Annotated in this window: 22 protein-coding genes; 4 read left to right on the top strand and 18 right to left on the bottom strand. The window is 63.4% G+C overall.

Translation table 11 applies throughout. The features are described from left to right. From GCN78_RS10495 to GCN78_RS10485, 3 genes are all read right to left on the bottom strand, one after another. Positions 1-662 (bottom strand): hypothetical protein (locus tag GCN78_RS10495; RefSeq protein ID WP_152251648.1); only part of this gene is annotated, 662 nt, incomplete at its 3' end. Positions 663-734: 72 nt separating this feature from the next. After that, the gene (locus GCN78_RS10490) at positions 735-1,757 is read right to left on the bottom strand and encodes a hypothetical protein (RefSeq protein WP_152251647.1); all 1,023 of its coding nucleotides are present in this window, start codon (positions 1,755-1,757) and stop codon (positions 735-737) included. Further along, positions 1,754-2,518: a hypothetical protein gene (locus GCN78_RS10485; protein ID WP_152251646.1), complete on the bottom strand. Its 765-nt coding sequence runs from the start codon at positions 2,516-2,518 to the stop codon at positions 1,754-1,756. The genes GCN78_RS10490 and GCN78_RS10485 overlap by 4 nt, the downstream gene beginning before the upstream one ends. A gap of 175 nt (positions 2,519-2,693) precedes the next feature. Here GCN78_RS10485 and GCN78_RS10480 point away from each other — a divergent pair, with 175 nt between their 5' ends. The 4 genes from GCN78_RS10480 (at position 2,694) to GCN78_RS10460 (ending at position 7,058) form a co-directional block, all read left to right on the top strand. Then, a complete protein-coding gene (locus GCN78_RS10480) occupies positions 2,694-4,073 on the top strand; it encodes a caspase family protein (protein ID WP_152251645.1) in 1,380 nt (459 codons plus the stop codon). Positions 4,074-4,158: 85 nt separating this feature from the next. Then, a complete protein-coding gene (locus GCN78_RS10475; RefSeq protein WP_152251644.1) occupies positions 4,159-4,983 on the top strand; it encodes a hypothetical protein in 825 nt (274 codons plus the stop codon). Between the two features lie 31 nt (positions 4,984-5,014). Then, positions 5,015-5,746, top strand: a complete 732-nt coding sequence (locus GCN78_RS10465; RefSeq protein ID WP_226939564.1) for a hypothetical protein — start codon at positions 5,015-5,017, stop codon at positions 5,744-5,746. A 46-nt stretch (positions 5,747-5,792) separates the two neighbouring features. Continuing rightward, on the top strand, positions 5,793-7,058 hold the full coding sequence (locus tag GCN78_RS10460) for a DUF6445 family protein (RefSeq protein WP_152251642.1): 1,266 nt from the start codon (positions 5,793-5,795) through the stop codon (positions 7,056-7,058). 102 nt (positions 7,059-7,160) lie between these two features. On the opposite strand, the gene GCN78_RS10455 is transcribed toward GCN78_RS10460, so the two are convergent. The 15 genes from GCN78_RS10455 to GCN78_RS10385 form a co-directional block, all read right to left on the bottom strand. Further along, entirely contained in the window at positions 7,161-8,102 is a 942-nt protein-coding gene (locus GCN78_RS10455) for a LysR family transcriptional regulator (protein ID WP_035823672.1), read from the bottom strand. A gap of 93 nt (positions 8,103-8,195) precedes the next feature. Further along, positions 8,196-9,170 carry a glycoside hydrolase family 43 protein gene (locus GCN78_RS10450; protein WP_152251641.1) on the bottom strand — a complete coding sequence of 325 codons (975 nt, stop codon included), beginning with the start codon at positions 9,168-9,170 and terminating at the stop codon, positions 8,196-8,198. Between the two features lie 3 nt (positions 9,171-9,173). Then, entirely contained in the window at positions 9,174-10,148 is a 975-nt protein-coding gene (gene yjfF, locus GCN78_RS10445) for a galactofuranose ABC transporter, permease protein YjfF (protein WP_152251640.1), read from the bottom strand. After that, positions 10,145-11,224 carry an ABC transporter permease gene (locus GCN78_RS10440; RefSeq protein WP_152251639.1) on the bottom strand — a complete coding sequence of 360 codons (1,080 nt, stop codon included), beginning with the start codon at positions 11,222-11,224 and terminating at the stop codon, positions 10,145-10,147. The genes yjfF and GCN78_RS10440 overlap by 4 nt, the downstream gene beginning before the upstream one ends. Further along, entirely contained in the window at positions 11,221-12,774 is a 1,554-nt protein-coding gene (locus GCN78_RS10435; RefSeq protein WP_226939563.1) for a sugar ABC transporter ATP-binding protein, read from the bottom strand. Before GCN78_RS10435 ends, GCN78_RS10440 begins: the two co-directional genes overlap by 4 nt. A 9-nt stretch (positions 12,775-12,783) precedes the next feature. After that, positions 12,784-13,746, bottom strand: a complete 963-nt coding sequence (locus GCN78_RS10430) for an ABC transporter substrate-binding protein (RefSeq protein ID WP_152251638.1) — start codon at positions 13,744-13,746, stop codon at positions 12,784-12,786. Positions 13,747-13,905: 159 nt separating this feature from the next. After that, a complete protein-coding gene (locus tag GCN78_RS10425) occupies positions 13,906-14,931 on the bottom strand; it encodes an arabinan endo-1,5-alpha-L-arabinosidase (RefSeq protein ID WP_152251637.1) in 1,026 nt (341 codons plus the stop codon). A gap of 65 nt (positions 14,932-14,996) precedes the next feature. After that, the gene (locus GCN78_RS10420; protein WP_152251636.1) at positions 14,997-16,547 is read right to left on the bottom strand and encodes an alpha-N-arabinofuranosidase; all 1,551 of its coding nucleotides are present in this window, start codon (positions 16,545-16,547) and stop codon (positions 14,997-14,999) included. Positions 16,548-16,704: 157 nt separating this feature from the next. Beyond that, positions 16,705-17,472, bottom strand: a complete 768-nt coding sequence (locus GCN78_RS10415) for an SDR family NAD(P)-dependent oxidoreductase (RefSeq protein ID WP_152251635.1) — start codon at positions 17,470-17,472, stop codon at positions 16,705-16,707. 133 nt (positions 17,473-17,605) lie between these two features. Next, positions 17,606-19,183, bottom strand: coding sequence for an aldehyde dehydrogenase (NADP(+)) (locus GCN78_RS10410; protein ID WP_152251634.1), 1,578 nt, complete (start codon positions 19,181-19,183; stop codon positions 17,606-17,608). Further along, on the bottom strand, positions 19,180-20,172 hold the full coding sequence (gene araD1 / locus GCN78_RS10405) for an AraD1 family protein (protein ID WP_152251633.1): 993 nt from the start codon (positions 20,170-20,172) through the stop codon (positions 19,180-19,182). Before araD1 ends, GCN78_RS10410 begins: the two co-directional genes overlap by 4 nt. Before the next feature lie 12 nt (positions 20,173-20,184). Then, positions 20,185-21,927, bottom strand: coding sequence for an IlvD/Edd family dehydratase (locus tag GCN78_RS10400; RefSeq protein ID WP_152251632.1), 1,743 nt, complete (start codon positions 21,925-21,927; stop codon positions 20,185-20,187). A 196-nt stretch (positions 21,928-22,123) separates the two neighbouring features. Then, the gene (locus GCN78_RS10395; RefSeq protein WP_152251631.1) at positions 22,124-23,194 is read right to left on the bottom strand and encodes an aldose epimerase family protein; all 1,071 of its coding nucleotides are present in this window, start codon (positions 23,192-23,194) and stop codon (positions 22,124-22,126) included. 17 nt (positions 23,195-23,211) lie between these two features. Then, a complete protein-coding gene (locus GCN78_RS10390; RefSeq protein ID WP_152251630.1) occupies positions 23,212-24,153 on the bottom strand; it encodes a glycoside hydrolase family 43 protein in 942 nt (313 codons plus the stop codon). 24 nt (positions 24,154-24,177) lie between these two features. Then, positions 24,178-25,530 carry an MFS transporter gene (locus GCN78_RS10385; protein ID WP_152251629.1) on the bottom strand — a complete coding sequence of 451 codons (1,353 nt, stop codon included), beginning with the start codon at positions 25,528-25,530 and terminating at the stop codon, positions 24,178-24,180. Positions 25,531-25,584: the final 54 nt, after the last annotated feature.

Below are 25,584 nucleotides of genomic sequence, written 5' to 3'. Positions count from 1 at the left end.
CTGGCGCGGCTGCCCGCTTTCGGCGCGGCGGCAGGCGCCGGGGCGGCGGCCGGCGGCGCGGGAATCACGCGGCCGCTGCCGTCGCCAGCCGGCAAAGTCGTCATGACGGGGCCCGTGGCGCGCAAGGCGTCGTCGGCGAACGGCTGGGCGCGCGTATCGACGCCGGGCGGCACGGCCACGCTGGCGTTGAGCAAACGGTTGTCCGTGTAGATCATGCGCGACAGGCGGTTGTAGTTGGGGAAGTCGATATTGAGCGATTTCGCGTCCGCCGCCAGTTCCACGCGGGGACGGTCCTTGCAATTGCCGACCGTCCACTGCAGCACGTCCGTGCCCTGGAAGGCCAGCACTTCATAGCGGTAGGCGCAGCCGCGCTCCTGCGTTTCCACGATCACCACGGTGCGCTCGCCCACGTTTTCCACGCGCGCCACGCGGGCCGTGATGGCGTTGGCCAGCGGCACGACGCGGAAGGCCTGCGACAGCTTGATCGAATACTTGCCCTGCGGGTCCTTGCGCAAGGTGCCTTCCGTGCCGTCGCGCAGGCGGAAGGTGGACAGCGGCGTGCCGAACAGCTCGGCCGTGTCGAGGCCCATCAACACGCCGCCACGGCCATTCGGCGTCATGGCGCAGCCCGTCAACAGGACGCCGGCGGCCAGGCCAGCCATTAGCTTGCGCCAGTGCGCGGATGCAAAACTCTTATACATTGTCATGCTGGATAACTTTCTCTTATTTCTGGGTCAGGGATTGATCACGGCCAGCGGATTGCCCGGGCCTGGCGGCGGCAAGACTTTCCGGCGGTCGCGCGACAGCAAGGTGAAGGCGCCCAGGGTATCCGGGCCGGCGACGATTTCCAGCTGCTCGCGCTGCAGCCAGGTGCGGATTTCCGCCTCCGTGGCCTCGGCGCGGAACAGCACGCGCGTACGCACGCCCGTCTCGACGCCGCTACCGCCGTTGCGGAACTCCGCATTGCCGACCACGGCGCCCTCTTTCGGCAGGAACAGCCACGCCGATTGCACCAGCATCACGCTGGCGGCCACGGCCGTGACAAGTTTGAGCCAGCGGTTCGCATTCGCCGCCTGCACCGGCTTGGCTATCGGCGCCACGGCATCGGCCGAAGCGATCTGCAACTGCTGCAGCCCCTGGCGCAGCAATTGCCGGTAGGCCACGCGGCCATCCGTGCCCAGCTCGCTCGACAATGGCGTGCCCGTCAAGGCGTAATCGTCGCCGGGCAAGGCCACGCGGGCGATCACGCCCGGCGCCGCGGCGGCTCCATTGGCGCGGCCATGCTGCTCCAGCCAGCGCGCCGCCTGCAGGCGCTCCTGGCTGAACACGCCCAGGCAGGCGCCCAGGTCCGTCACGGCCAGGGTCACGGGCATGTCGCACAGCACCAGGCCGGCGCGCGGGTCGACGGGCGCGTCGCGCTGCTCGACCACGAGGCCGCAGGCGTCCGCATACGATGTGTCAGGCGTGACGAGCCAGCCGCGCCAGCGCTGCCGCGTGCTGTCCCAGGCATCAAGCAGCACGGCGCCAAAGCCGGGGCGGCGCGCCAGCAAGTGGATCTGTCCGCCCGCGATGGGGCGCGCGGCCAGGGGCGCGGCATCGCTGCGGCGCGCGAAGCGTTCCATCACGTGCTCCGGCACGGCGATGCCGCGCCAGTCGGGGGTCTCGCCCGCCACCTCGCCGTCCAGCAGTTCGGCGGCAGACGGCGGCGCCGGCAAACGGGCGGCAACGATGGCCAATGTGGGCGTCAATGCAGTCATGCCGGTGGCCTTTCATCAGTGTTCGGGTCGGTGGACGCGGGGTCCAGGTGCAGGGATAACGCGGCCACGCACAAGATATCCAAAACTATTTGCGCCGCCTGCATGTCGCGCGCAGACAGCGCATCACCGACGCGCAGCTTGAGCAGGGTCAAGACCCAGCTGCCCAGCAAGGTGGCGCGGTGGGCCGGCTCGACCACCTGGCGGCCAGCGCTGTCGGGATCGCCCTTCTGCCGGTGCACGAGGCCCAGCTTGCCGCCGTGGTAATGCGCGGAAGCGATCTGTTCGGCCAGCTCCTTGACGGGCATGCCGCCGCAGCCGCAATGGCGCAGCAGCAAGATCAAGTCACGGGGCAAGGTGGCGATGAACACGTCGGCCGCCTCGCGCACCTGCTGCGGCGTGAGCCGGTAGTCGCGCAGCGGTTCCGCATAAGCGTCGGGCGCGCGCAACTCGCAACCGTCTTGCGCATCGGCATCGTCATCATCACGCTGCTTGCGCAGCTGGTCGATGATGAAGCGCTTGAAGTACAGGAACAAGGCACCGACGTGGTGGGGCGCGGCCTCGCTGTCGCCGTGCAAGACTTTCTCAATGAAAAACTGGTGGCGCAAGTCGGCCAGCGAGTCGCCCAGCGACGCCGCCTCGCGCGGACGGCATGGGGTCAGCGCGGCGATGACGCGCTGGTAAAACTCGCCCAGTTCGCCTTGTGTCAGCTGATGGCGGCGGGTCCAGAAAGCATGAATCCGTTCAAATTGTTCCGATTGCACAGCCGGTCCGATCGTGTGTTGGGCGGCACGCGCCACTGGCCGGCAGCGACGCGCACCGTGCGCTGGCCAGACAAGAGAAACTTGTCAGTAAGGTAAAATGCATTTAAGCAATTTTCTCATATCACAGTAAAAATCGCTAACTTTTGTTACTTTCACGACAATTCCCGAGACGCCGATGCATCGCCTGATTCCCCTGTTTTTCAGCCTCATTTTTTTACTCTGCGGTAACGTCGTGCAAGCGGCCACGGGGAATACCGCCAGCGGCCCCGGCAAGCGCATCGCGCTGGTGATCGGCAACGCGGCCTATCCGCAGCCGTTGCTGAACCCCGTGAATGACGCGCGCGCCATGGCCGAGCGCCTGCGCCGCCTGGGCTTTGAAGTGCTGTTGCGCACGGATATCAATGCGGCGCAGCTGCAAAAGGCGTCGGCCGAGTTTTCCACGCAGGCGCGCGGCGCCGATATCGCCCTCGTGTTTTACGCGGGCCACGGCGCGCAGGCGGGCGAAGCCAATTATGTGTTGCCGCTGGGCGCCAACATGGCGGCGCTCAGCGCATCGGCCATCGCCGCGCAGGGCGTGTCCGTTTCCAGCCTGGCCGGCGACTTGCAGCGCACGGGCGCGCGCGGCGCCGTGCTGATCCTCGACGCTTGCCGCCAGGAATACACGCGCGGTGGCGCGGTGGTGGTGCCCGGTGGCGGCAATGCGGCCAGCCATGGCTTTGCCGACACGCAAGCGCCACGCGGCGTGGTGATCGCCTATTCGGCGGGACCGGGCGCCCTGGCGCGCGATTTCTGGTCGCCCGATTCGCGCAACAGCCCCTACACGAGCGCCCTGCTCGACGCGCTCGACGCGCCGGGCTTGCCGATGAGCGAAGTGTTTTCGCAAGTGGCGGCCAGAGTCGCCGCCATGACGCACGACGTGCAAAAGCCGCGCGTATCGTTCGGTGAAACGTCGGCGCGCCTGGTGCTGAACATGGGCAGCGGCAAGGGAGTCAGCCAGGCAACGCCGGGCGTACTGGCATCGGGCAACAACGGCATGCGCGCGCCGGCCCCAGCGGCGGAAAAGCCGGCCGCACCCGGCGCCAGGGTGTGGCCGGGCAATGTGCTGCAAGACATCAATTATGAAATCCGCATGCAGATCGCAGCCCGCCCGTTTCCCCGCCAGCAACTGGAAAAGCGTGCGCGCGGCGGCGATCTGGTGGCGCTGACGGCCCTCGGCTACGGCATCGGCGGCGGCGATGCGGGCGTCAAACAGCCGAAGGCGGGCATACAGTGGCTGGAAAAGGCGGCAGCGAAAGACTTTCCCATCGCCCAGACCTATCTGGCCGAATTGCTGATGGTCAAGGGTGACCCGGCGTCGCTGAAACGGGCCGGCGTGCTGCTGGACGCCGCCTCGCAGGCGGGCTACAGCCCCGCCCATGCCTACAAATTCGACCTGGCCCGGCGCACGGGCGCGCCGCCGCAGGATGCGGCGCGGCATTTGCAGGACGCCTTCATGGGCTTGATGAAGGATTACCAGGGCGCCGCCAAGGACCTGATGCAGCCGCCGAAAAAATAATTCAAAATAATTTTCGATTTCCCTGAACTGCCCCCGTTATCCGGGGGTACATGCAATACAGCATGACAGTGACCAGGGAAATCCCATGCAAGCATCCAACACGGCAGCAACCATTACCACCGGCCAACGGGGCCGCATCCTCGCCTACCAAGCGAGCGGACAAGGTTCCGTCAGCGTGGCCGGCAACCAGCACGCCTTCGACGTCAGTACCCACTGGCGCTCCGACGTGGCGCCCGCCATCAACGCCGTCGTCGACGTGCGCTTCGATGACGCGGGCAAGCTCGCCACCGTCAGCGCCGTGGCGACGCAGCAACTGGCGCAGGAAGAGATGGCCGGCGCGGCGAAACTGGCGCGCAACAAGGGCCAGCAACTGTGGGGCAAGGCCGTGTCCGCCCTGGGCATCAAGGTCCTGGCCAGCCTCGGCATCCTGATCGCCGGCGCCTTTATCTTCAACACCATCGGCATCCGCCTGTTCGCCTCCGTGTCGCGCACGTATTGGCAGCTGCTGGGCCTGTCCGCGGACAGCCTGGAAAGCTTTTCCCGCGATGGCGGCGGCGGTTTTACCTCCGCACAATGCTTCTTCCTGCTGGCCATTGCCGCCTGCTGCGCCACCATGGCCAGCAGCCACCCGAAAGCGGCGCTGGGCAAGTGCGCGCCGCTGCTGTTCATCGTCATCCACAGCAGCTTGCTGTTCTTCAAGATCAAGGCCGCCGTCAGCGACGCGGGCAACGCCATGGGCGGCATCATGGGCAACCGCGCGGCCCGCATGGCCGAACAGATGGCCAGCGAAATGCTGGGGCAGGTCTGGCAGGGACTCTCGTTCGGCATCGGCTTTTATCTGGTGCTGGCGTCTTCCATCGTCCTGGCCGCTTACGGCGTCGGCGAATACCAACGTAAGACCATCGGCTAAGTCACCTCACACATTCACTGAAGGAAATATCATGCAACGTACCCTCCCCGCCCTGCTCGCCATCGCCGTGCTCCTGTCCGCCTGCGGCAAGACGGATAACGCCACACCGGCCGCCTCCGCCCCCGTCGCCGCGAATGTCGCCGAGCTGGCCGCCAAGGCGCAAGTGAAGGCGGCCGCCGCCAGCCTGCCGCAAGCGGACGCCGCCACGCCAGCGTCCAGCTATGTCGACATCACCAGCGGCAACCAGTTGATGTACAGCTACATCGCCCTGTCCGGCGTGCCGCCCGACTACGCGGCCGTGGCGCAGCGCATCTCGCGCGAATATGCGGGCAGCAACGACGCCTTCCGCAAGCAGGAAGTGCTCGACGCGCTGAAACCGCAGATCGATGCCAAGGTCAACGAAGCGAAAACCAAACGCTACCTGCGCTACCAGATCAATGGCCAGGGCGCGCTGTCGCCGTACGCGATGGACAAGGCCGCCTTCCCCGCCAAGTTCGCCGAGGCGGGCACGTATTACTACATGTACGACAATGGCGACTACAAGCTGGCGTTCACGAATGGCGACGGTTATTCCTTGCTGAAAGTGGACCAGGAGGCGGCGCGCAAGATCGAGGCGGCCCGCAGCGGCTACAAGGACTTCGCCATCGTCGTGTATGCCTACGCCCAGGAAGCGGACATGGCCAGCAACCAGGTCAAGGCGCAGATCGTCAAGGTGGCGATCAAGCTGAACGGGGAAGAAATTCCCGTCAGCCAGGCGCAGTAGAACGGGCTCGGTTACACTGTTCGCCACATTGCATCGGGATCGACACATGGGCGAACAGACACTGGCGGAACAACATCTGGCGCAGGGCCAGCAACTGCAGCGGCAAGGCAAGCTGATCGAGGCGATCAACGCCTACCAGGCCGCTTTTAAACAGGACCCGGCCCTGGCCGAAGCGCAGCATTTCCAAGGTCTGGCCATGCTGGAGCTGGGCCAGGGCGCCATCGGCCTGGGTTTGCTGAAACTGTCGCTCAAGCAGCAGCCGGAGAACCCTCTGTTCCACTACAACCTCGGCAACGTGCTGCGCGGCACGGATAGCGAGGCGGCCCTGGCCAGCTACGCCACGGCGGCGCGGCTGGCGCCGCACGAGCACGATTTCGCCATCAGCCACGCCGAATTGCTGCTGGGGAAACAGCGGCTGATGGAGACCATCGCCGAGCTGGAACGGGCCCACTCCCTGCGTCCGCAGCGTTGGCAAACCCTGCAGGGACTGGCCGAGCTGTATTACCGCACGGGGCAGCAGGATCTGGCGCTGGCCCGCTACGCGCAAGCGCTGGCGCTGCATCCGGCACTGGAACAGACGTGCCGCATCGGCTTTGCCAGTCCGCAAGTGGAACACCCTGAAACGTTGACGACGCTCAATGTCGCGGACAGCCTGCACGATTTTATCGGCGAAACGGACCTGCACATCGTCGACGATTTCCTGCCCGACGCGGCCGCCTGGCGCGCACAGGCGCTGGCCTTGCCGTTCGAGCAGCAGCGCTATGCGGGACAGAATTATCCGGGCAGCCAGACGGCGGGCCAGCCCAGTCAAGCCATCATGGAGCGCATCGCCACGGCGCTGGGCCGCCCCATCCGTTTTATTTCACCCGACAATGGCTCGTATCGCCTCAGCTATGCGGACGCGACGGCGCGCACGGATATCCACGTGGATAACGAGACGGGGAATAATTTCAATTTCTATGCGGGCGTGCTGTATCTGAATCCGCCCGAGCAGTGCCAGGGCGGCACCACCTTCTGGCGCCACCAGCCCAGCGGCTGGTACCGCAGATTACCCGAGGCGGACGTGAAGGCGGGCGGCTACGCCAGCTTCAAGGACTTCCAGAAACGCTGGCTGCCGAACAGCAAAGTGCAGAAATTCAATGACTTGCAGGAACAGCGCGACAGTTGGCAAGCCCTGCTGGAAGTGCCCATGCGCCACAACCGCCTGATCGTCTACAAGGGCCATTACTTTCACTCGATCAGCAATGTGTTTGGCGATACGCCGGAGAATGGCCGGCTGGTGCAGCTGTTCTTTTTTGAAGTGCCCGATTAAACCCGAAAAACAAGATCCGGGGTCGTACCCTGAGGGGGAATGCGCCCCAATGGGGCGCATTCCAATCGCGAAGCGACTGACCCCAGCTCTTCAGCCGTCGGGTCAATACATGTCCGCAGCCGTCGCCCGCACCGCTTTGAGCAGCATATCCGCCCCCGGCGACAACAGATGATCCTGCTGGCGGATGATGCCGAACGCATCCATCTTGCACGGCAGTTCGATGGGCAGGATGCTCAGCACGTTCAGCGATTCGTAGTAATGCGCCACTTCCGTCGGCATCACGTGCAGCGAATCCGTCTGCTGCAGCAAGGACGTGATCAAGAGCAAGGCGGTGGTGTCGACCACGTCGACGGGCGGCTCCAGGCTGGCGCGGCGGAACATCATGTCGAAGCGGTGGCGCAGGATGCTGCCCTGCGGCGGCAGAATCCACGGCTGGCCCGCCAAATCCTTCAATTGCAGATTCTTGCGCGACAGCAGCGGATGGCCATTGCGGGCCACGGCGCTGGCCGGCTCTTCCGTTAATTCCTCGTAGATGAGGCCGGCGCTGCTTTCCTTTTCCAGGATGCGCCCGATCATGAAGTCGAGGGTGCCGTGCTGCAGCATGTCCATCAGGGTATTGCTGTGCTCCAGGTGCACGCCGATGCGCATCAGCGGCGCCTGCTGCTTGATGCGGGCGATCGCGCGCGGCAGCAAGGCCATGGCCGGCGTCATGATGACGCCCACCTCCACCTGGCCCGTCAGGCCCGACTTCAGGGCGACGATGTCGTCATGCGCCAGCGACAAGCTCGTCAAGGCCATGCGCGCGTGGCGTATCATCGTCTCGCCGTAGATGGTCGGCTCCATGCCGCGCGGCAACCGGTCGAACAGGCGCACGTCGAGCATCTCTTCCAGGTCCTTGATTTGCTTGGACGCGGCCGGCTGCGTCATGTGCAATTCTTCCGCCGCGCGGTGGATGTTGCGCTGCTCGTCAAGGGCGATCAACAGCAGCAATTGCCGCGTCTTCAGGCGGGCTCGCAAGAACCAGTTGGGGTTGAGGGTATCCATGAATAAATCATATCATGATCGATATCAGTTTCTGGCTGATATCGATATTGCAGATATCGGTGTGTCTCCTTTTTGTGTGTGGTCAAGCAGCGTTCAGGACGCCTTGCAGGCGGCGCTCGGGTTGGCCGCTGGGCCAGCCGTTTGCCGGATGAATTCGATCGTGCCATCCGGCTTGTATTTCAGCTCTTCCACGGCCACGGAGCGCCGGTATTCTCCACCGCCCGGCAATTTGTCGTTGTGATAGAAGATGTAGGACTTGCCGTTGAATTCGATGATGGCCTGGTGGATGGTTTTCACAACGGCATTCTTGTCCATGATGGTGCCGCGGAAATGCCATGGCCCCGTGGGCGTCGGCCCCGTCGAATACGCCGTTTCCTCGGGGAAGTTGCGCGAGTACGACAAGTAATACGTGCCCGCATGCTTGTGCATGTACGCCGCTTCCGTGAACGCATCCATGCCGAAGGTCAATATCGGGCCATCGAGCTCCGTCATGTTGGCTTTCAGCTTGGCGTACTTCAAGACCGTGTTGCCCCAGTAAATGTAGGCCTGGCCATCCGTGTCGATGAAGACGGCCGGATCGATGTCGTCCCAGGGAATCGCCGTCTGCTTCGTCATGTCGTTCGTGATCAAGGCGCTGCCGCGCGCATCGACGAACGGCCCCGTCGGACTGTCGGACACGGCCACGCCGATGGCCTTGCCGGGGATGCTCTTGTGGTCGACGGTGGAGTAAAAATAGTACTTGCCGTCGCGCTTGACGATGTCGCCGGCCCACGCATCCTTGCCGGCCCAGGCAAAAGTGGAAAAGCGCACTGGCGAGCCGTGGTCCGTCCAGTTCGCCATATCGCACGAGGAATACACGCGCCACTCGTTCATGCGGTAATCCGTATCCGTGGCGCTCGCCTCATCGTGGCCCACATACAGATACACCCTGCCATTGTCGACCAGCGCGGCCGGGTCGCCCGTGTAGATGTTTTTCACGATGGGGTTGGCCGCCTGCGCGCCCAAGGCCACGCAGGCGAGCGCCGCCGCCATGCCGATGGCTGCGGCAAGTGTGTGTTGCTTCAACATTGATTAACTCCCGTTGGTGGTTTTCTGGCCCATGGCCATCAGTCTTTGCACGACGCAAAAGACGAACAGCAAGCCGCCGATGACGATCTTGGTCCACCACGAGCTGAGCGTGCCGTCGAAGGCGATCAGGGTCTGGATGGTACCGAGCACCAGCACGCCCGACAGCGCGCCGGCCACGTAGCCGTAGCCGCCGCTGAGCAGGGTGCCGCCGATGACGACGGCGGCGATCGCGTCCAGTTCCGTGCCTTGCGCGTGCAAGCCATAGCCGGACAGCATGTAGAACGAAAACAGCACGCCGCCGAGCGAAGCGCAAAAGCCGCTGAAGGCATAGATCAAGACCTTGGTGCGACCGACAGGCAAGCCCATCATCAGGGCCGACTGTTCATTGCCGCCGATCGCATACACGGCGCGGCCGAACGGCGTGGCGTGCGCCAGCCAGATGGCCAAGAGCAAAGTGATCACGGCGATCACCACGCCGGGCGACACAAAACCGCCCAGGAAGCCCAGCTGGGTCTGCGACATGGCGACGAACAGCGGATCGGCTATGGTGATGGAATTGATGCTGATCAAATAGCACAGTCCCCGCGCCAGAAACATCCCGGCCAGCGTGACGATGAAGGGCTGCAATTTGAAGTAATGGATCAGCGCGCCCATGCCGGCGCCAAACACGGTGCCCAGCGCCAGCACGGTGACGATCACCAGCAGCGGCGGCCAGTGCGCCACGTTGAGCAGCCAGGCGGCGATCATGGTCGACAGGGCCAGCACGGAGCCGACGGACAGGTCGATGCCGCCGGAAACGATGACGAAGGTCATGCCGACGGCGATCACCAGCAAAAAGGCGTTATCGATCAACAGGTTGAAGATCACTTGCGTCGACAGCAGGCCCGGATAGGCGGCGCCGCCGAGGCCCAGCATCACCACCAGCAGCAAGACCGTGACGAGCGAGGTGAAATACGGGGTATGCAGCAAACCCTTCATGCTTTTCTCCGATGCAGCAATTGCTTGAATTCCGACGATTGCGACAGGCAGACGAGGAAGACGACGACCGACTTGACGACCATGTTCACTTCGGGCGGCACGCCCAGCGAATAGATCGTGTAGGTCAAAGTCTGGATGATGAGCGCGCCGATCATGCTGCCCACGAGGCTGAACTTGCCGCCCGCCAGCGAGGTGCCGCCCAACGTGACTGCCAGGATGGCGTCCAGTTCCAGCATCAGGCCCGCGTTGTTCGCGTCGGCGCTCTTGATGTTCGAGCTGATCATCAGCCCCGACAGGCCCGCGCAGGCGGCGCAAAAGACATACACAAAGAAGATCAATGTCGCCGTCTTGATGCCGGCCAGGCGCGCGGCGACGGGATTGATGCCGACGGCCTGGATGAACAGGCCCAAGGCGGTTTTCCGCATCAGCACGGCCGTGATGAGGAACACCAACGCCACGAGGAACAGCGAGAACGGCAAGCCGAACAGATAACCGCTGCCGATGAAGAAGAAGGGCTGATAGTAGACGGTGACGATCTGCCCATCCGTCAACAGTTGCGCCAGGCCACGCCCCGCCACCATCAGGATCAGGGTCGCGACGATGGGCTGCAAGCCCAGGCCCGCCACCAGCACGCCATTCCAGGCGCCGCACAGCAGGGCCGCGCCCAAGGCCGCCGCCAGGGCCCAGCCCATGGGGATGTTGCTCACATAGGTCGGCACGCCATTTTCCATCACCATGGTGCCGCCGATCAGCATGGCGGCCACGGTGCCGGACAGGGCCACGACGGCGCCCACGGAAATGTCGATGCCGCGCGTGGCAATCACCAGGGTCATGCCCAGCGCGGCCAGCATCAGGGGCGCCGCGCGGTTGACGATGTCGATCACGCTGCCGTACAGATGGCCATCGCGCACTTCCAGATGGAAAAATCCGGGGATGGCGAAGAAGTCGACCAGCAACAGCAGCAACAGCGCGGCCAGGGGTCGGCTCAGGGGATGGTGTAAGACGGTATGCAAGGACGTCCCCGTAGTGGAAGCCGGACGCGCCAGTGGCGCGCTCGATGGCGTGGATAAACTCATGTGGCGTCTCCGGCGATCACTTGCAGCACTGAGCTGTCGTCCAGCTCGCCACGCGCATAGTCGCCGCAGGCCTTGCGGTCGCGCATGACGACGATGCGGTCGCTGCAGCGCAGCACTTCCGGCAATTCGGACGAGATGAACAGGATCGCCATACCCTTGCGGCACAACTTGGCCACATAACTCATGATTTCCTGCTTGGCGCGCACGTCGATGCCGCGCGTCGGCTCGTCTAAAATCAGCATGGCCGGCGACGTCACCAGCCAGCGCGCCAGCAGTGCCTTTTGCTGGTTGCCGCCCGACAGGCTGCCGATCGGCGTCTCGATGCTGGCCGTCTTGATGCCCAGCGCTTTCACATATTCGTCGGCCAGCGCCTGCTGGCGCTTGAACGGGATGGCGCGCAGCAAGCCCGTGCGGGCCTGCAAGGCCAGGATGATGTTTTCGCGCACGGACAGCGACAGGATCGCGCCCTCGTGCTTGCGGTCTTCCGAGCAGAAACCGATGTCGGCGGCAATCGCGTCGCGCGGCACGTGGAAGTGGCGCGGCTTGCCCTGCACGGTAATGGCGCCCGAGTCCGCCTTGTCGGCGCCAAACAGCAGGCGCGCCAGTTCCGTGCGGCCGGAACCGAGCAAGCCGGCCAGGCCCAGCAATTCCCCCTGGCGGATGTGGAAATCCATGGGCAGCAGGGCGCCCTTGCGGCCCAGTCCAGTGGCTTCGAGCACGGCCGGACCGAAGCTGGCCGCGCCCGCTTCTTGCACCAGGTCCAGCGCTTGTTCCTGCGTGTCGGCCGCCACGCCGATCATTTTATTCACCAGCGCCAGACGCGACAGCTCGCTGCACGCATATTCTCCCTCGCGCTCGCCATTGCGCATGACCGTGATGCGATCGGAAATGGCGTAGGTCTGGTCGAGGAAGTGGGTGACGAAAAGAATCGCCATGCCCTGCTCGCGCAGGCGGCGCAGCACGGAAAACAGCAGATTGACTTCCGCCTCGTCCAGGCTGGACGTGGGTTCGTCGAGGATCAGCACGCGGGCCGAAATGTTCAGCGCGCGCGAAATGGCCACCATTTGCTGGATGGCCAGCGGAAAACTGGACAGTTGCGCCGTGACATCGATATCGATCTGCAATTGCTGCAACAAGGCACGCGCCTGCTGCTGCATGGCACGCCAGTCGATGGGGCCAAAACGGCCACCGAAGCGGCGCGGATAGCGGCCGATAAAGATGTTTTCCGCCACCGACAGGTTCGGGCACAGATTGACTTCCTGGTACACGGTGCTGATGCCGAGCACCTGCGCATCCGACGTGGACGCGGGGGCGACGGGCCGGCCATCGAGCAAAATCTGGCCGCTGTCGGGCGTATAGACGCCCGTCAGCACCTTGATCAGGGTCGACTTTCCGGCGCCGTTTTGCCCCATCAAGGTATGCACTTCGCCCGGATACAGGCGCAGGGCAACGTCGCTGAGGGCTTTGACGCCGGGAAAGGTTTTACTGATGCCGCGCAACTCCAGCAAGGGAGCCGGCGCGGCGTTGTGATGCGCTTGCGTCTTCATCATGCGGCAAGCTTAGTACTTACGGTTCGGGAATTCCTTGGCGGCCACCTCGGCAGGGAACACGCCTTCCACCGTCGTGATGCGCGCCGGCACGGGTTTACCGGCCACCACGTCGCGGGCGATGGACATCAGTTGCGGGCCCAGCAGCGGGCTGCATTCCACGGTGACGTTCAGCTTGCCGGCGATCATGGCTTCGAACGCGCCTTTGACGCCATCGATCGAGATGATGATGATGTCCTTGCCCGGTTTCATGCCCGCTTCTTCGATGGCCTGGATGGCGCCGATGGCCATGTCGTCATTGTGCGCGTACAGCACGTTGATCTTCTTGCCTTCCGCCTTCAGGAACGCTTCCATCACTTCCTTGCCCTTGGCGCGCGTAAAGTCGCCCGTTTGCGAACGGATGATCTTCAGCTTGGGATTCTTGCCGATGACTTCCTGGAAGCCTTCCTTGCGGTCGATGGCCGGCGCGGAACCCACCGTGCCTTGCAGTTCGACGATGTTGAGGGTCGCATCCGGGGTTTTCTTGGCGTGCTCGAGCAGCCACTGGCCCGCGCGGCGGCCCTCTTCCACGAAGTCGGAGCCGATGAAGGTGACGTACAGCGATTTGTCGGCCACGTTGACGGCGCGGTCCGTCAAGATGACGGGAATCTTGGCAGCCTTGGCTTCGCGCAAGACGGTATCCCAGCCCGATTCGACGACGGGCGAGAAGGCGATCACGTCGACCTTTTGCGCGATGAACGAGCGCAGGGCCTTGACCTGGTTTTCCTGCTTTTGCTGGGCATCGGCAAATTTCAAGGTGACGCCGTCTTTCTTGGCGGCCTCCTTGATGGAGACGGTATTGGCGGTGCGCCATTCGCTTTCGGCGCCCACCTGCGAAAAGCCCATGACGAGCGGCTTGGCGGCAAAGGCGGAAGAAGTAGTGGACAGTGCCAACAGCATGGCGCTGGCGAGGAGTGTGCGGCGTGTCAATGTCATTCTTGTCTCCAGTTTTTTTTGGAATACCATCACAGCCGGATGCCGGATGGGCGGTTTTTTATGAACCCATGGTAGGAGAAAGCAACATAGCCATCCAATCAATTCTTTTTCGCTTGCGATACCGATTTGCGTATCACCTCGCGCACATCGCCCGCCCCCTCAGGGTGTGGCGGCCGGCAATTCGCGGCTGTGATAGCGGTTCAAGTCGCGCGGGTCCACCTGCGGCCAGCCATCCTTGTCCCACGTCATGGGCAGTATCTTGAGCTTCTGCAAGTAGTTGTCCGCCGTCTCATACGCGTGCAGCACCAGGTAATCCTTGCCGTCGAAGGTGTAGGCGCTGTTGTGGCCCAGGCCCTGCCAATCCTTGTCGCCCTGCAGCAGCACCGTGCCGCCGCCCTGCGCCATGTCGCGCCCGTTCTTGTCCAGATACGGCCCCGTCACGCTGGTCGAGCGGCCCACGGCCAGGTGGTAGGTGCTTTTTTCCTTCTGGCAGCACAGGCCCCAGGAAACGAAAAGAAAGTAATCGTTACCGCGCTGGAAGATGAACGGCGCTTCGATTTCTTCCGGTGCCGGCTTGAATTCGCCCGCCCGTGGCGGCAGCGGCGCGCGGCGCGCCAGCGAGTGCCACTCCTGCGGTTCCGCGATGCGGGTCCAGTCGGGCGTCAGTTTGACCAGCTTGATGCCATTCCAGAACGAGCCGAAGGCCATCCACGGCGTGCCCTTGGCATCGGTGATGATGTTCGAATCGATGGCATTCCACTCGTCGCGCTCGGGCACCGATTGCAGCAGCATGCCCTGGTCGACCCAGCGGTAGTCGGGCGAGCGGGGATTCAAGGTGGTGTTCACGGTCACGCCGATGCCCGAGGTGTTCTTGCCGAAGCCGGAGACCGAGTAATACAGGTAATATTTTCCGTCATGGAACTGCACGTCGGGCGCCCAGATATGGTCGTCGAACGATGGCGCGGCCGTCTTGGCCCAGGTCGGCTGGCCCGCGAAGACGCGCCCTTCCGGCCGCCAGTCGCGCATGTTTTTCGAGCTGTAGAAGGTAATGCCGGGGCCCGTGCTGTACAGATAATACGTGTCGCCTTCCTTGGCCATCACGGGGTCGTGCACGCTGACCTGGGCCGCCTGGACGGGGCTGAAAGCAAGCATGGCCACCAGGGCCATCATTGTCGAAAATTGCATCGTGTTCTCCACATGGCCAGCCGGCCCGTCATGCGGGCCGGCTGGATACATCAACATCGGCAGGTTTATTCGACGGCCACCACCACGACGGCCTTGGCGGGCACCGACACGGTCAGCTTGCCGCCTTGCGCCTGGGCATTGAACGCCACCGGCTGCACGGCTTGCGGCTGCGCAAAGCTGTTGACGGCATCCATCTTGCCGGCGGTCAGCACGCGGCCATGCACGGCCGTCACTTTTTGGCCCGCCAGCGCCACGCTCACGTCGACGGCCTTGTGCGGGTTTGTGTTGACCAGCGACAGATACACCTTGCCATCCTTGGCGCGCGCGGCCGAGGCGCTCACTTCAGGAATGCTGACCTTGCCCAGGCTGTACTTGCCATTGCCGCTGATGGCGACCGGCAAGCTCGTGGCATCCTGGAACGGCACGTACATTTCAAACGCGTGATACGTAGGCGTGAGGAAATACTTGTCCTTGTCCGTGATGATCATCGCCTGCAGCACGTTGACCATTTGCGCGATATTCGTCATGCGCACGCGGTCCGCATGGGCGTGGAAAATGTTGAAGTTCAGGGCGGCGACGAGCGCATCGCGCAAGCTGTTTTGCTGGAACAGGAAACCCGTGTTGGTGCCCGGCTCGACGTCGTACCAAGTGCCCCATTCATCGACGTACAAGCCCGTCTTTTTCGAGGGATCGTTCTTGTCGATGGCGGCGAGATTGTTCTTGATCAAACTATCGATGCGCAGGGTGCGGCTCAGGGTGGAAATCCATTCATTTTCGCCAAAGCCCGTGGCGGCACCCTTCTTTTCCCACACGCCGGTCGGCACCGTGTAGTAGTGGAAACTGATGGCGTCCATCATGTTCGGCTTGATTTCGCGGCTCAGGGTGCTGGACCAGCTGGTGTCGTCGTCATTGCCGCCGCTGGCGATGAATTTCGGGCGCGCGCTTTCCGGCGTCTTCATGAAGGTGTGATAGTGCTTGTACAGGTCGGCGTAGTACTGCGGGCGCATGTTGCCGCCGCAACCCCAGGCTTCGTTGCCGATGCCAAAGTAATCGACTTTGTACGGCTGCGCGCGGCCATTCTTGCGGCGCAGTTCGGCCAGGGTCGACTTGCTGTCCGAGGTCATGTATTCAAGCCACTCGGACATTTCCTGCGGCGTGCCGGAACCGAGGTTGCCGTTGATATAGGTCTGTGCGCTCAGGAGCTCGGCCAGGTCGAAGAATTCATGCGTGCCGACAGCGTTCGACTCTTCCACGCCGCCCCAGTTGGTGTTGACCTTGGTCGGGCGCTGGGCGCGCGCGCCGATGCCATCTTTCCAGTGATATTCATCGGCAAAGCAGCCGCCCGGCCAGCGCACCAGGGGCACGTGCAACTGTTTCAACGCGCCCAGCACGTCATTGCGCCAGCCCTTGGTGTTCGGAATCGGCGAATCCGGCCCCACCCACATGCCTTCGTAAATGCCCGTGCCCAGGTGCTCGGCGAACTGGCCATAGATGTTTTTATTGATCACGGAACCAGGCTTGGCCACGTCGATCGTGACATTGACGGGCGCGGCAAAGGCGCTGCCGGCGGCCATGGCCAGGCCGAGGGCCACGATGCTGGTATTGATACATTTCATGCTGTCTCCTGTTTTTGAGTGAAAAGCAAGGGCCGGGGTCAAGCCGGCGATGGATGTGGCGATGCCTCTCCTGCCGCGAGGTTGGGGCGGCAAGAGGGGGGAGGCAAGATCGGAGTTGCCGGTCAGTGCCGGCGCGAATTAAACGATGCGCTAAGGCTTATACCCAGCCAGCATCCACAATGAATTCTTGACTGGAACACATCGCGCCATCGTCCGATGCAAGGAACAGCACCATGGCGGCGATGTCCTGTGGCATCAGCTTGCTAGGCAAGCACTGGCTTTTCTTGATTTCCACTTCCGCCGCCTCGTCGACCCACAGGTCGATCTGGCGCTGCGTCATGACCCAGCCGGGCGTCACCGTGTTGACGCGGATATTGTGGGCGCCATAATCGCGCGCCAGGCCCCGCGTGAGGCCGACGACGGCCGCCTTGGTGGTGGCATACACGGGGTAGCCGCCCGACTTCATGTGCCACGAGATCGAGCTGACGTTGATGATGGAACCGCCGCCCTTGCGCTTCATGCCCTCGAACACGGCCTGGCACGTGAAGAACATGGGACGCTGATTGATCGCAATGCGCTCGTTCCAATACTCGAGCGTGACATCCTGCGCCTGGTGGCGCTGGTCGTTGGCCGCATTGTTGACTAGGATATCGAAGTCGCCCAGCTTCTCGGCCAGTTCGGCCATGACGGCTTGCAAGGAGGCGATATCCGTGATGTCGCAATGGCGGAACAGGGGGGCCGCCAGACCCGCTTCGGCCAGGCGGCGGCACAGGGCCTCGCTCGCTTCCACGGCGATATCGACAAACGCCACCAGCGCGCCCTGGGCGGCAAACTCCGCCACCAGGGATTCGCCGATGCCGCTGCCGCCACCCGTGATGAACACGCGCTTGCCCTGCAAGCTGCCATATTTCGCCAATTGCTTCATCTTGTCTCCACCTGTGTATTTTTATTTTTACCAATAAAACCGTAGCGAGCGGCAACGAGTTGTGGCCGAGACGCGGAACTGTGCGAATGCACAGTGAGCATCACAGGCCGCAAATCGCGCCGCGCAGTAGGTTTTAGTCTTTACCGAGCACGCCATCGTGACGGCGCCAGATCCCCAGCGGATTATCGTCGCGCAGCGACTCCGGCAGCAAGTCCTGCGACAGGTTCTGGTACGACACGGGACGCAGGAAACGGTTGATGGCGGCCGTGCCCACCGAGGTGCTGCGGCCGTCCGAGGTGGCCGGGAACGGGCCGCCGTGCACCATGGCCGTCGACACTTCCACACCGGTCGGGAAACCGTTGGCCAGGATGCGGCCCACGCGGCGTTCCAGCACGGGCAGCAAGCGGCGCGCGTCTTCCAGGTCGCCCGCATCCATCTGCAGGGTGGCCGTCAGCTGGCCTTCCAGGCTTTCCGTGATCGCCAGCAATTGTTCGATGTCGCGGCACGCCACCAGCAGCGAGGCCGGGCCAAAGACTTCGTCGCGCAAGTCGTGCTTGCCCAGGAAGGCCTCGCCCGAGGTGACGAACAGGGCGGCTGCGCCCTTGCCCTCTTCACCCGTGTTTTGCACCAGCGGCGTCACATCCGCGTGCTGCGCCAGGGCGGCCACGCCTTTCGCATAGCTGCTGGCGATGCCCGCCGTCAACATGGTAGCGGCCGGCGCCGGCGCCAGCGCTTCGGCGGCGGCGGCGGCGAAGGCCGTGAAGTCAGGACCTTCCAGGCCCAGCACGAGGCCGGGATTGGTGCAGAACTGGCCCACGCCCATCGTCAGCGAAGCGGCAAAACCGCTGGCGATCGCCGCGCCACGGGCGGCCAGCGCCTGCGGCAGCACGAACACGGGATTGATGCTGCTCATTTCCGCATACACGGGGATCGGCTGCGGGCGCTCGGCCGCCACCTTCATCAGGGCGATGCCGCCCGAACGCGAACCCGTGAAGCCGACGGCCTGGATGGCTGGATGGGCGACCAGCGTCTGGCCGATGCCATTGCCCGTGCCCGTCAACAGGGCGAACACGCCGGCCGGCAGCTTGCAGATGGCAATCGCATTGACGATGGCGCGCGCCACCAGTTCCGATGTACCCGGATGGGCCGAGTGGGCTTTCAGCACGACGGGGCAGCCGGCCGCCAGGGCCGAGGCCGTATCGCCACCGGCGACGGAGAAGGCCAGCGGGAAGTTACTGGCCGCAAACACGGCGACGGGACCCAGGCCGATCATGCGCAAGCGCAAATCCGGACGGGGCGGCACGCGGTCCGGCAGCGGGCTGTCGATGCGCGCATCGGTCCACGATCCTTCGCGCAACAGGCCGGCGAACAATTTCAATTGACCGACCGTGCGGCCACGCTCGCCTTCCAGGCGCGCGCGCGGCAAGCCGCTTTCCGTCATGGCGCGCACGATCAAGTCGTCGCCCAGTTCGCCGATTTGCGCGGCGATGGTGTCCAGGAAATCGGCACGCTCGGCGTCGCTGGTGGCACGGAAGGGGTCGAACGCGGCTTGCGCGAGGCGGCAGGCTTCGTCGATTTGCGCGGCGTCCACCATGTGGAAGGCGGGCGCGATGTGGGCGCGCGCGGCCGGGTCCCACGCTTCGAAGGACCCGCCATTGCCCTTGACGGCGACGCCGCCGATCCATGCTTCACCGGTGATATGGAAACTCATAATGTACTCACTTTCGCAAATTCGGTTGGGAAGACGTCGAGGCGGTTGCGCAAGGCAGGGCCAAAGGCCGGCGCTTCGATTTCAAAGGTTTCGCCCGGCGCCACGCTGACGCCATCGGCAAAGCTCAGGGTGGCCGTGCCAAAAAAATGCACGTGCACGTCGCCCGGGCGCTTGAACAGCGGATACTTGAAGTGATGATGTTCGAGGTTGGCGATCGTGTGCGACATATTGTCTTCGCCGCTGACGAAGGCCTTTTCCCAGCGCACCTTGCCGGCCGCGTCCAGCACGCGCGAGGCGCCGGCGATGTGCGCGGGCAATTCGCCCACCAGCAGGGCCGGCCCCACGCTGCACACGCGCAGCTTCGAGTGGGCCAGGTACAGGTAATTCTGGCGCTCCGTCACGTGGTCCGAGAATTCATTGCCGATGGCGTAGCCGACCCGGTAGGGCTGGCCGTCGTCGCCGATCACGTACAGGCCGGCGATTTCCGGCTCTTCGCCGCCATCGAGGGCGAAGTCCGGCATGCGCAGCGGCTGGCCGCTGGCGCGCACGATAGAGCCGTCGCCCTTGTAGAACCATTCGGGCTGGGCGCCGGCCGTGCCGTCAGCCGGCTTGCCGCCTTCCACGCCCAGGCGGAACATTTTCATCGAGTCGCTCAAGGATTCCGCGTCGCCGCCGATCTTCTTGTGCATGGCGTCGCGCGCGCCGGCGCTGCCCAGGTGGGTCAGGCCCGTGCCCGTCACGTAACAGTGCGCTTCGTCGGCGTGATCGAGCGGCGGCAGCACGCGTCCGGCGGCGGCCACGTCCGCATAGGAATGCGTGGTGTTGCCAACGGTGGCGTCCACCAGTTCCGCCAGACTGACCTTCTTGCGGATGGCGTCTTGCGCCAGCGCATACGTCGTGTTGTAGCCTTCGATGACGCGGATCTGGTCGTCTTGCAGCAGGCCGACGAGGCGGCCGCCGTGTTCATTCGTAAATTGCAGCAACAGCATGGAATTCTCCGCTTAGTGTGAGTGGCGCGGCACGGCGGAACCGCGATTGCCGACCAGGAAGTCGAAATCGCAGCCTTCATCGGCCTGCAACACGTGTTCGATATACAACTGCTGGTAGCCGCTCTTCGGTCCGGGCGCGCTGCCCAGTTCGCGGGCCGCCAGGCGCTCGGCGATTTCCGCGTCGCTGATGTCGATGTTCAGGCTGCCAGCGTGGCAATCGAGGGCGATCATGTCGCCATCCCTGACGATGCCCAGCGGGCCGCCCGCCATCGCTTCCGGCGCCACGTGCAGCACGACGGTGCCGTAGGCCGTGCCGCTCATGCGCGCATCCGAGATGCGCACCATGTCGGTGATGCCTTGCGCCAGCAACTTGGGCGGCAAGCCCATGTTGCCCACTTCGGCCATGCCCGGATAACCTTTCGGGCCGCAATTCTTCATGACCAGCACGGAATTGGCATCGACATCGAGATCGGGATCAACGATGCGCGATTTGTAGTGCTCGAAATCCTCGAACACGACGGCCTTGCCACGGTGCTGCATCAAATGCGGCGAGGCGGCCGACGGTTTCAGGACGGCGCCGCGCGGCGCCAGGTTGCCGCGCAGCACGCAGATACCGCCGTCGGCCAGCAGCGGGTTGTCCAGCGTGCGCACCACGTCATCGTTGTAGATCGGCGCTTCGACGCAGTTGTCCCACAGCGACTTGCCGTTGACGGTCAAGGCATTCTTGTGCGGCAGCAAGTCGCCTTCGCCCAGGCGGCGTATCACGGCCGGCAAGCCGCCCGCGTAGTAAAACTCTTCCATCAGGAAACGGCCCGACGGCAGCAAGTCGACGATGGTCGGCGTGCCGCGGCCGACCTTGGTCCAGTCTTCCAGTTCCAGGGGCACGCCGATGCGGCCAGCGATGGCTTTCAAATGGATCACGGCATTGGTGGAACCGCCGATGGCCGCGTTGACCTTGATGGCGTTCTCGAACGCTTCGCGCGTCAGCACTTTCGACAGGCGCAGGTCTTCGTGCACCATTTCGACGATGCGGATGCCCGACATGTGCGCCAGCACGTAGCGGCGCGAATCGACGGCGGGGATGGCGGCGTTGTGCGGCAGCGACGTGCCCAGCGCTTCAGCCATGCTGGCCATCGTCGAGGCCGTGCCCATGGTGTTGCAGGTACCGGCCGAGCGCGACATGCCCGATTCGGCCGACATGAACTGGTGCAGGGTGATCGATCCCGCCTTCATCTGCTCGTGCAACTGCCACACGGCGGTGCCGGAACCGATGTCCTTGCCATTGAGCTTGCCGTTCAGCATGGGGCCGCCGCTGACGACGATGGTGGGAATGTCGACGCTGGCAGCACCCATCAGCAGCGCCGGTGTCGTCTTGTCGCAGCCGACCAGCAGCACGACGGCGTCCATCGGATTGCCGCGGATCGATTCTTCCACGTCCATCGAGGCCAGGTTGCGCGTCAGCATGGCGGTGGGGCGCAGATTCGATTCGCCGTTCGAGAAGACGGGGAATTCCACTGGGAAGCCACCCGCCTCCAGGATGCCGCGCTTGACGTGCTCAGCCAGCTGGCGGAAATGCGCATTGCAGGGGGTCAGTTCGGACCAGGTATTGCAGATGCCGATGATGGGCTTGCCATGAAATTCGTGGTCAGGTATGCCCTGGTTTTTCATCCAGCTGCGGTACATGAAGCCGTTCTTGTCCTGCGAGCCGAACCACTCGGCCGAGCGCAGGGCCACCTTCTTTTTTGTCTCAGACATGCCATTCTCCTGGTTGTGCCATGCCGGATCTAATGTCGTCGGCCCGGGCAGCGATGTTGGGATACTAAAGAATCCTGCCATGCCTTTCCAATCAATTTTTAATGCGTTCCGATATCGAAAACGATATCGGCATGTCCCAATGAAAACGCCCTGCGGGCGCGTGGCGGCAGGGCGTGGGCTGTTTTGACCGGCGCGCTTACCCGACGGAAAAACGGTACACGGTGTGCGTCCGATACACCTGGCCCGGCCGCAAGATGGTGTCAGGAAAATGGGACTGGTTCGGCGAATCCGGGAAATGCTGGGTTTCCAGGCATAGCGCGCCACGGTAAAGGATGGGACCCTGCTTGCCATGCTGGCTGCCGTCGAGGAAGTTACCGGAGTAAAACTGGATACCCGGCTCCTGCGTGTACACCTGCATCACCCGCCCCGACTGCGGCTCGCGCACGGTGGCGGCCAGCGTCAGCCCTTGCTCCGCCTGTTGATTGAGCACGAAGTTATGGTCATAGCCGCGGCCGATGCGCAGTTGTTCATGCGGCAGATCGATGCTGTCGCCGATGACGGTGCTCTGGCGCAAGTCGAACGGCGTGCCGCTCACCTCCGCCAGTTCGCCCGTGGGGATGGACCCCGCATCGACGGGCAGATAGCGATCCGCGTTGATCGCCACCTCGTGGCCGAGGATGGTGCCCTGCCCCGCCAGATTGAAATAGCTGTGGTTGGTCAAGTTGATCGGCGTGGCCTGATCCGTCACGGCGTGGTAGCGCAGGCTCAGGGCGTTGTCGTTGTCCAGTTCGTACACGACGGTGACGTCCAGCTTGCCCGGATAGCCGTCTTCGCCGTGCGGGCTGCTGCGCGTGAGCGTGACGCCCACCGCGTTATCTTTCGTGAACGGCTCGGCCCGCCACATCACTTGGTGAAAGCCCTGATTGCCACCATGCAAGTGATTCGGCGCATTATTGACGGCCAGCTGGTAATCCTTGCCGTCGAGAGTGAAACGTCCCTCGGCGATGCGGTTGCCGAAGCGGCCGATGACGGCGCCCAGGAAAGCGCTGTTGGCCAGGTAGGGTTCGATGTGCTCGAAACCGAGCACCACGTCGGCAAACGTGCCATCGCGGTCCGGCACGTGGATTGCGCTGATGATGGCGCCAAAGTCGAGCACCTTGACTTGCATGCCCTGACGGTTCGTCAGGGTAAACACGGTCACCTGCCGGCCGTCGGGCAGGATGCCGAACGGCGCTTGCGTCACTGAAACAGAATCAACTGGGGTCATGGCGTCGGGTCCAGGTTTTACAGGGTCGATGAACGGCCAAACACGGGCATGCCTTGCGCATCCCAGCGCAGCGGTTTGACGAACGTGTGGCGGTCCGGATTCCACAGCGGGTCGCCGACGATTTCCGTGTAGGTGCGGGCATGGTACACCAGCAATACGTCGTCGCCCGAGGTCGTGAAGCTGTTGTGGCCGGGGCCGTAGATGCCGTGCTCGTAGCAGGTGGCAAATACGGGCGCGGGCGACTTGCTCCACGCGGCTGGATCGAGCAAGTCGGCGGACGCATCGGCCCACAGCAGGCCCATCGCATAGTTTTCATCGGTGGCGCTGGCCGAGTAGCTGATGAAGATCTTGCCGTTGCGTTTCAGCACGGACGGTCCCTCGTTGACCCAGAAGCCGCGAATTTCCCAGTCGAATTCCGGTTTGCTCAGCATCACGGGCGGGCCGGCCAGCTGCCATGGCGTGGCCATCGGTGCGATGTACAGGTTGGAATTGCCCTCGATGGCCACGTCTTTCTGCGCCCACAGGTAATACAGCACGCCATCGTGCGTGAAGGTGGTGGCGTCCAGGCAGAAGGTGTCGATGCCCGTGTCGATCTGCCCCATGAATTCCCACTCGCCTTCGAGCGGGTTGGCATTCGTGTTGCGGATCGCATACATGCGGTGCTGGAACAATTTTTCCTTGATCTCGCGGCTGGGCGCGGCGGCGAAATACACATACCAGGCGCCCTGGTTGAAGTGCAGTTCGGGCGCCCACACCAGCTCGCTGTACGGGCCCGTGTCCGGCTTGTGCCACACGTCCACGGCGGCCGCGTCGGCCAGGCCGGCGATGCTGTCAGCACGGCGCAGTTCGATGCGGTCATACTGCGGCACCGAGGCCGTAAAGTAATAGTAGCCGTCGCTGTGGCGGTAAATGTGCGGGTCGGCGCGCTGTTCGATCAGCGGTTTCAAGATGTCTGCCATGTTGTTTACTCCATTCAATGATTCTTACGCGGCCACGTAGCCGCGCTTGTGCATTTCGGTTTTCACGCCCGTGTAATAACTGTCGCTGATACGGTACTTGAACATCAGCAAGCCCATCAGCAAGTGAAAGAAACCGGGGATGATCGACAGCATCAGGGCGATGCCGTTCAGGGCGAATTGCGTTTGCTCATGGTTGGGCTGGTAGTCGAAATACGCGAGCAATACACCCACCAGGCCGCCCGCCACCGCCATGCCCGCCTTCTGGCAGACGGAAATGCCGCCGAAGGCGAAGCCGGAGACGCGCTTGCCCGTCTTGACTTGACCATAATCGATGGTTTCCGCGATCGCCGACCAGAACACGGGCGCGTGCAAGTCCACCACGAAGGACAGCAGGAAATACAGGGCGAAGGCCAGCACGGTATCGCTCGGCTTCACCAAGAAATAGATGGCCAGGCTGATCAGTGCGACGCCGATCTGCGTGTAGCGGAACAGTTTTACCTTGCAATAGAACTTGGTGATCCAGGTCGAGGCGATCATGGCCAGGATGGCGGCCACCACACCCGTGGTGAGGAAGGCGGCCACGGTTTCCGTGCTGCCGCCCAGATAGTATTTCGCGTAATAGATGGCGACGGAGCCGCGCACCACATAGCCGATGGTGCCCGTGATGCACACACCGCACAGCACCAGCCACTGGTCGTTGCGCAGCAACACTTTCAATTGGGCGAGCAATGATTGCTTTTCCACCACGTGCACGACGCGCTCGGTGGTGGAGAAATAGCAGAACAGGAACAGGGCCACGCCCATCACCGCCATCACGGCCATGGCCGCCTGGTAGCCGACGGCCGGGTTGCCGCCGCCCCAGCGCTGCGACAGGATGGGCACGACGATGGTCACCATGAAGGCGCCGATCTTGGCGAAGAACAGGCGGTAGCCGTTGGCCGACAGGCGGTCCTGCGGGTCGCTGGTCAGGCCGCTGATCAGCGAAATGTAGGGGATGCCCACGCCGGCCGTCATGATGGTCATCAAGATGTAGGTCGAGTATGCCCAGATCAGCTTGGCGTCGTACTGCCACTCGGGCGTGCTGAAGACGAAGAAGACGCTGACGCCATACGGCACGGCCAGCCACAGCAGATACGGACGGTAGCGGCCCGAGGCAAAACTGTAGCGGTCAGTGATCTGGCCCATGACCAGGTCGGCGATGGCGCCGATGACTTTCACGGCCACGAACAGCAGGGCCAGGTCGGTGGTTTTCAAGCCATAGATATCGGTATAGAAAAAGGTGATGATCAACATCATCGACGAAATGACGACATTGAGCGCCATGTCGCCGGCGCCGAAGCCGACCTTTTCAACGGTGGATAATTTTTGCGTCTCCATGCTTTCCGTCCATTCTTTTGATGATGAATCGTGCGTGACTGCCCAACTGACAGG

Origin of the sequence: Janthinobacterium rivuli, assembly GCF_009208735.1 — a bacterium.
In the GTDB taxonomy this organism is placed as follows: domain Bacteria; phylum Pseudomonadota; class Gammaproteobacteria; order Burkholderiales; family Burkholderiaceae_D; genus Janthinobacterium.
Note: the sequence above shows the minus strand (reverse complement) of the source record. Positions and strands in the feature narration are given on the sequence as shown.

Bases quoted from the DNA above. Each gene is read 5' to 3' on its own strand.
- GCN78_RS10490 (WP_152251647.1), bottom strand. From the start codon at position 1,757: ATGACTGCATTGACGCCCACATTGGCCATCGTTGCCGCCCGTTTGCCG.
- GCN78_RS10480 (WP_152251645.1), top strand. From the start codon at position 2,694: ATGCATCGCCTGATTCCCCTGTTTTTCAGCCTCATTTTTTTACTCTGC.
- GCN78_RS10475 (WP_152251644.1), top strand. From the start codon at position 4,159: ATGCAAGCATCCAACACGGCAGCAACCATTACCACCGGCCAACGGGGC.
- GCN78_RS10465 (WP_226939564.1), top strand. From the start codon at position 5,015: ATGCAACGTACCCTCCCCGCCCTGCTCGCCATCGCCGTGCTCCTGTCC.
- GCN78_RS10460 (WP_152251642.1), top strand. From the start codon at position 5,793: ATGGGCGAACAGACACTGGCGGAACAACATCTGGCGCAGGGCCAGCAA.
- GCN78_RS10455 (WP_035823672.1), bottom strand. From the start codon at position 8,102: ATGGATACCCTCAACCCCAACTGGTTCTTGCGAGCCCGCCTGAAGACG.
- GCN78_RS10450 (WP_152251641.1), bottom strand. From the start codon at position 9,170: ATGTTGAAGCAACACACACTTGCCGCAGCCATCGGCATGGCGGCGGCG.
- yjfF (WP_152251640.1), bottom strand. From the start codon at position 10,148: ATGAAGGGTTTGCTGCATACCCCGTATTTCACCTCGCTCGTCACGGTC.
- GCN78_RS10440 (WP_152251639.1), bottom strand. From the start codon at position 11,224: ATGAGTTTATCCACGCCATCGAGCGCGCCACTGGCGCGTCCGGCTTCC.
- GCN78_RS10435 (WP_226939563.1), bottom strand. From the start codon at position 12,774: ATGATGAAGACGCAAGCGCATCACAACGCCGCGCCGGCTCCCTTGCTG.
- GCN78_RS10430 (WP_152251638.1), bottom strand. From the start codon at position 13,746: ATGACATTGACACGCCGCACACTCCTCGCCAGCGCCATGCTGTTGGCA.
- GCN78_RS10425 (WP_152251637.1), bottom strand. From the start codon at position 14,931: ATGCAATTTTCGACAATGATGGCCCTGGTGGCCATGCTTGCTTTCAGC.
- GCN78_RS10420 (WP_152251636.1), bottom strand. From the start codon at position 16,547: ATGAAATGTATCAATACCAGCATCGTGGCCCTCGGCCTGGCCATGGCC.
- GCN78_RS10415 (WP_152251635.1), bottom strand. From the start codon at position 17,472: ATGAAGCAATTGGCGAAATATGGCAGCTTGCAGGGCAAGCGCGTGTTC.
- GCN78_RS10410 (WP_152251634.1), bottom strand. From the start codon at position 19,183: ATGAGTTTCCATATCACCGGTGAAGCATGGATCGGCGGCGTCGCCGTC.
- araD1 (WP_152251633.1), bottom strand. From the start codon at position 20,172: ATGCTGTTGCTGCAATTTACGAATGAACACGGCGGCCGCCTCGTCGGC.
- GCN78_RS10400 (WP_152251632.1), bottom strand. From the start codon at position 21,927: ATGTCTGAGACAAAAAAGAAGGTGGCCCTGCGCTCGGCCGAGTGGTTC.
- GCN78_RS10395 (WP_152251631.1), bottom strand. From the start codon at position 23,194: ATGACCCCAGTTGATTCTGTTTCAGTGACGCAAGCGCCGTTCGGCATC.
- GCN78_RS10390 (WP_152251630.1), bottom strand. From the start codon at position 24,153: ATGGCAGACATCTTGAAACCGCTGATCGAACAGCGCGCCGACCCGCAC.
- GCN78_RS10385 (WP_152251629.1), bottom strand. From the start codon at position 25,530: ATGGAGACGCAAAAATTATCCACCGTTGAAAAGGTCGGCTTCGGCGCC.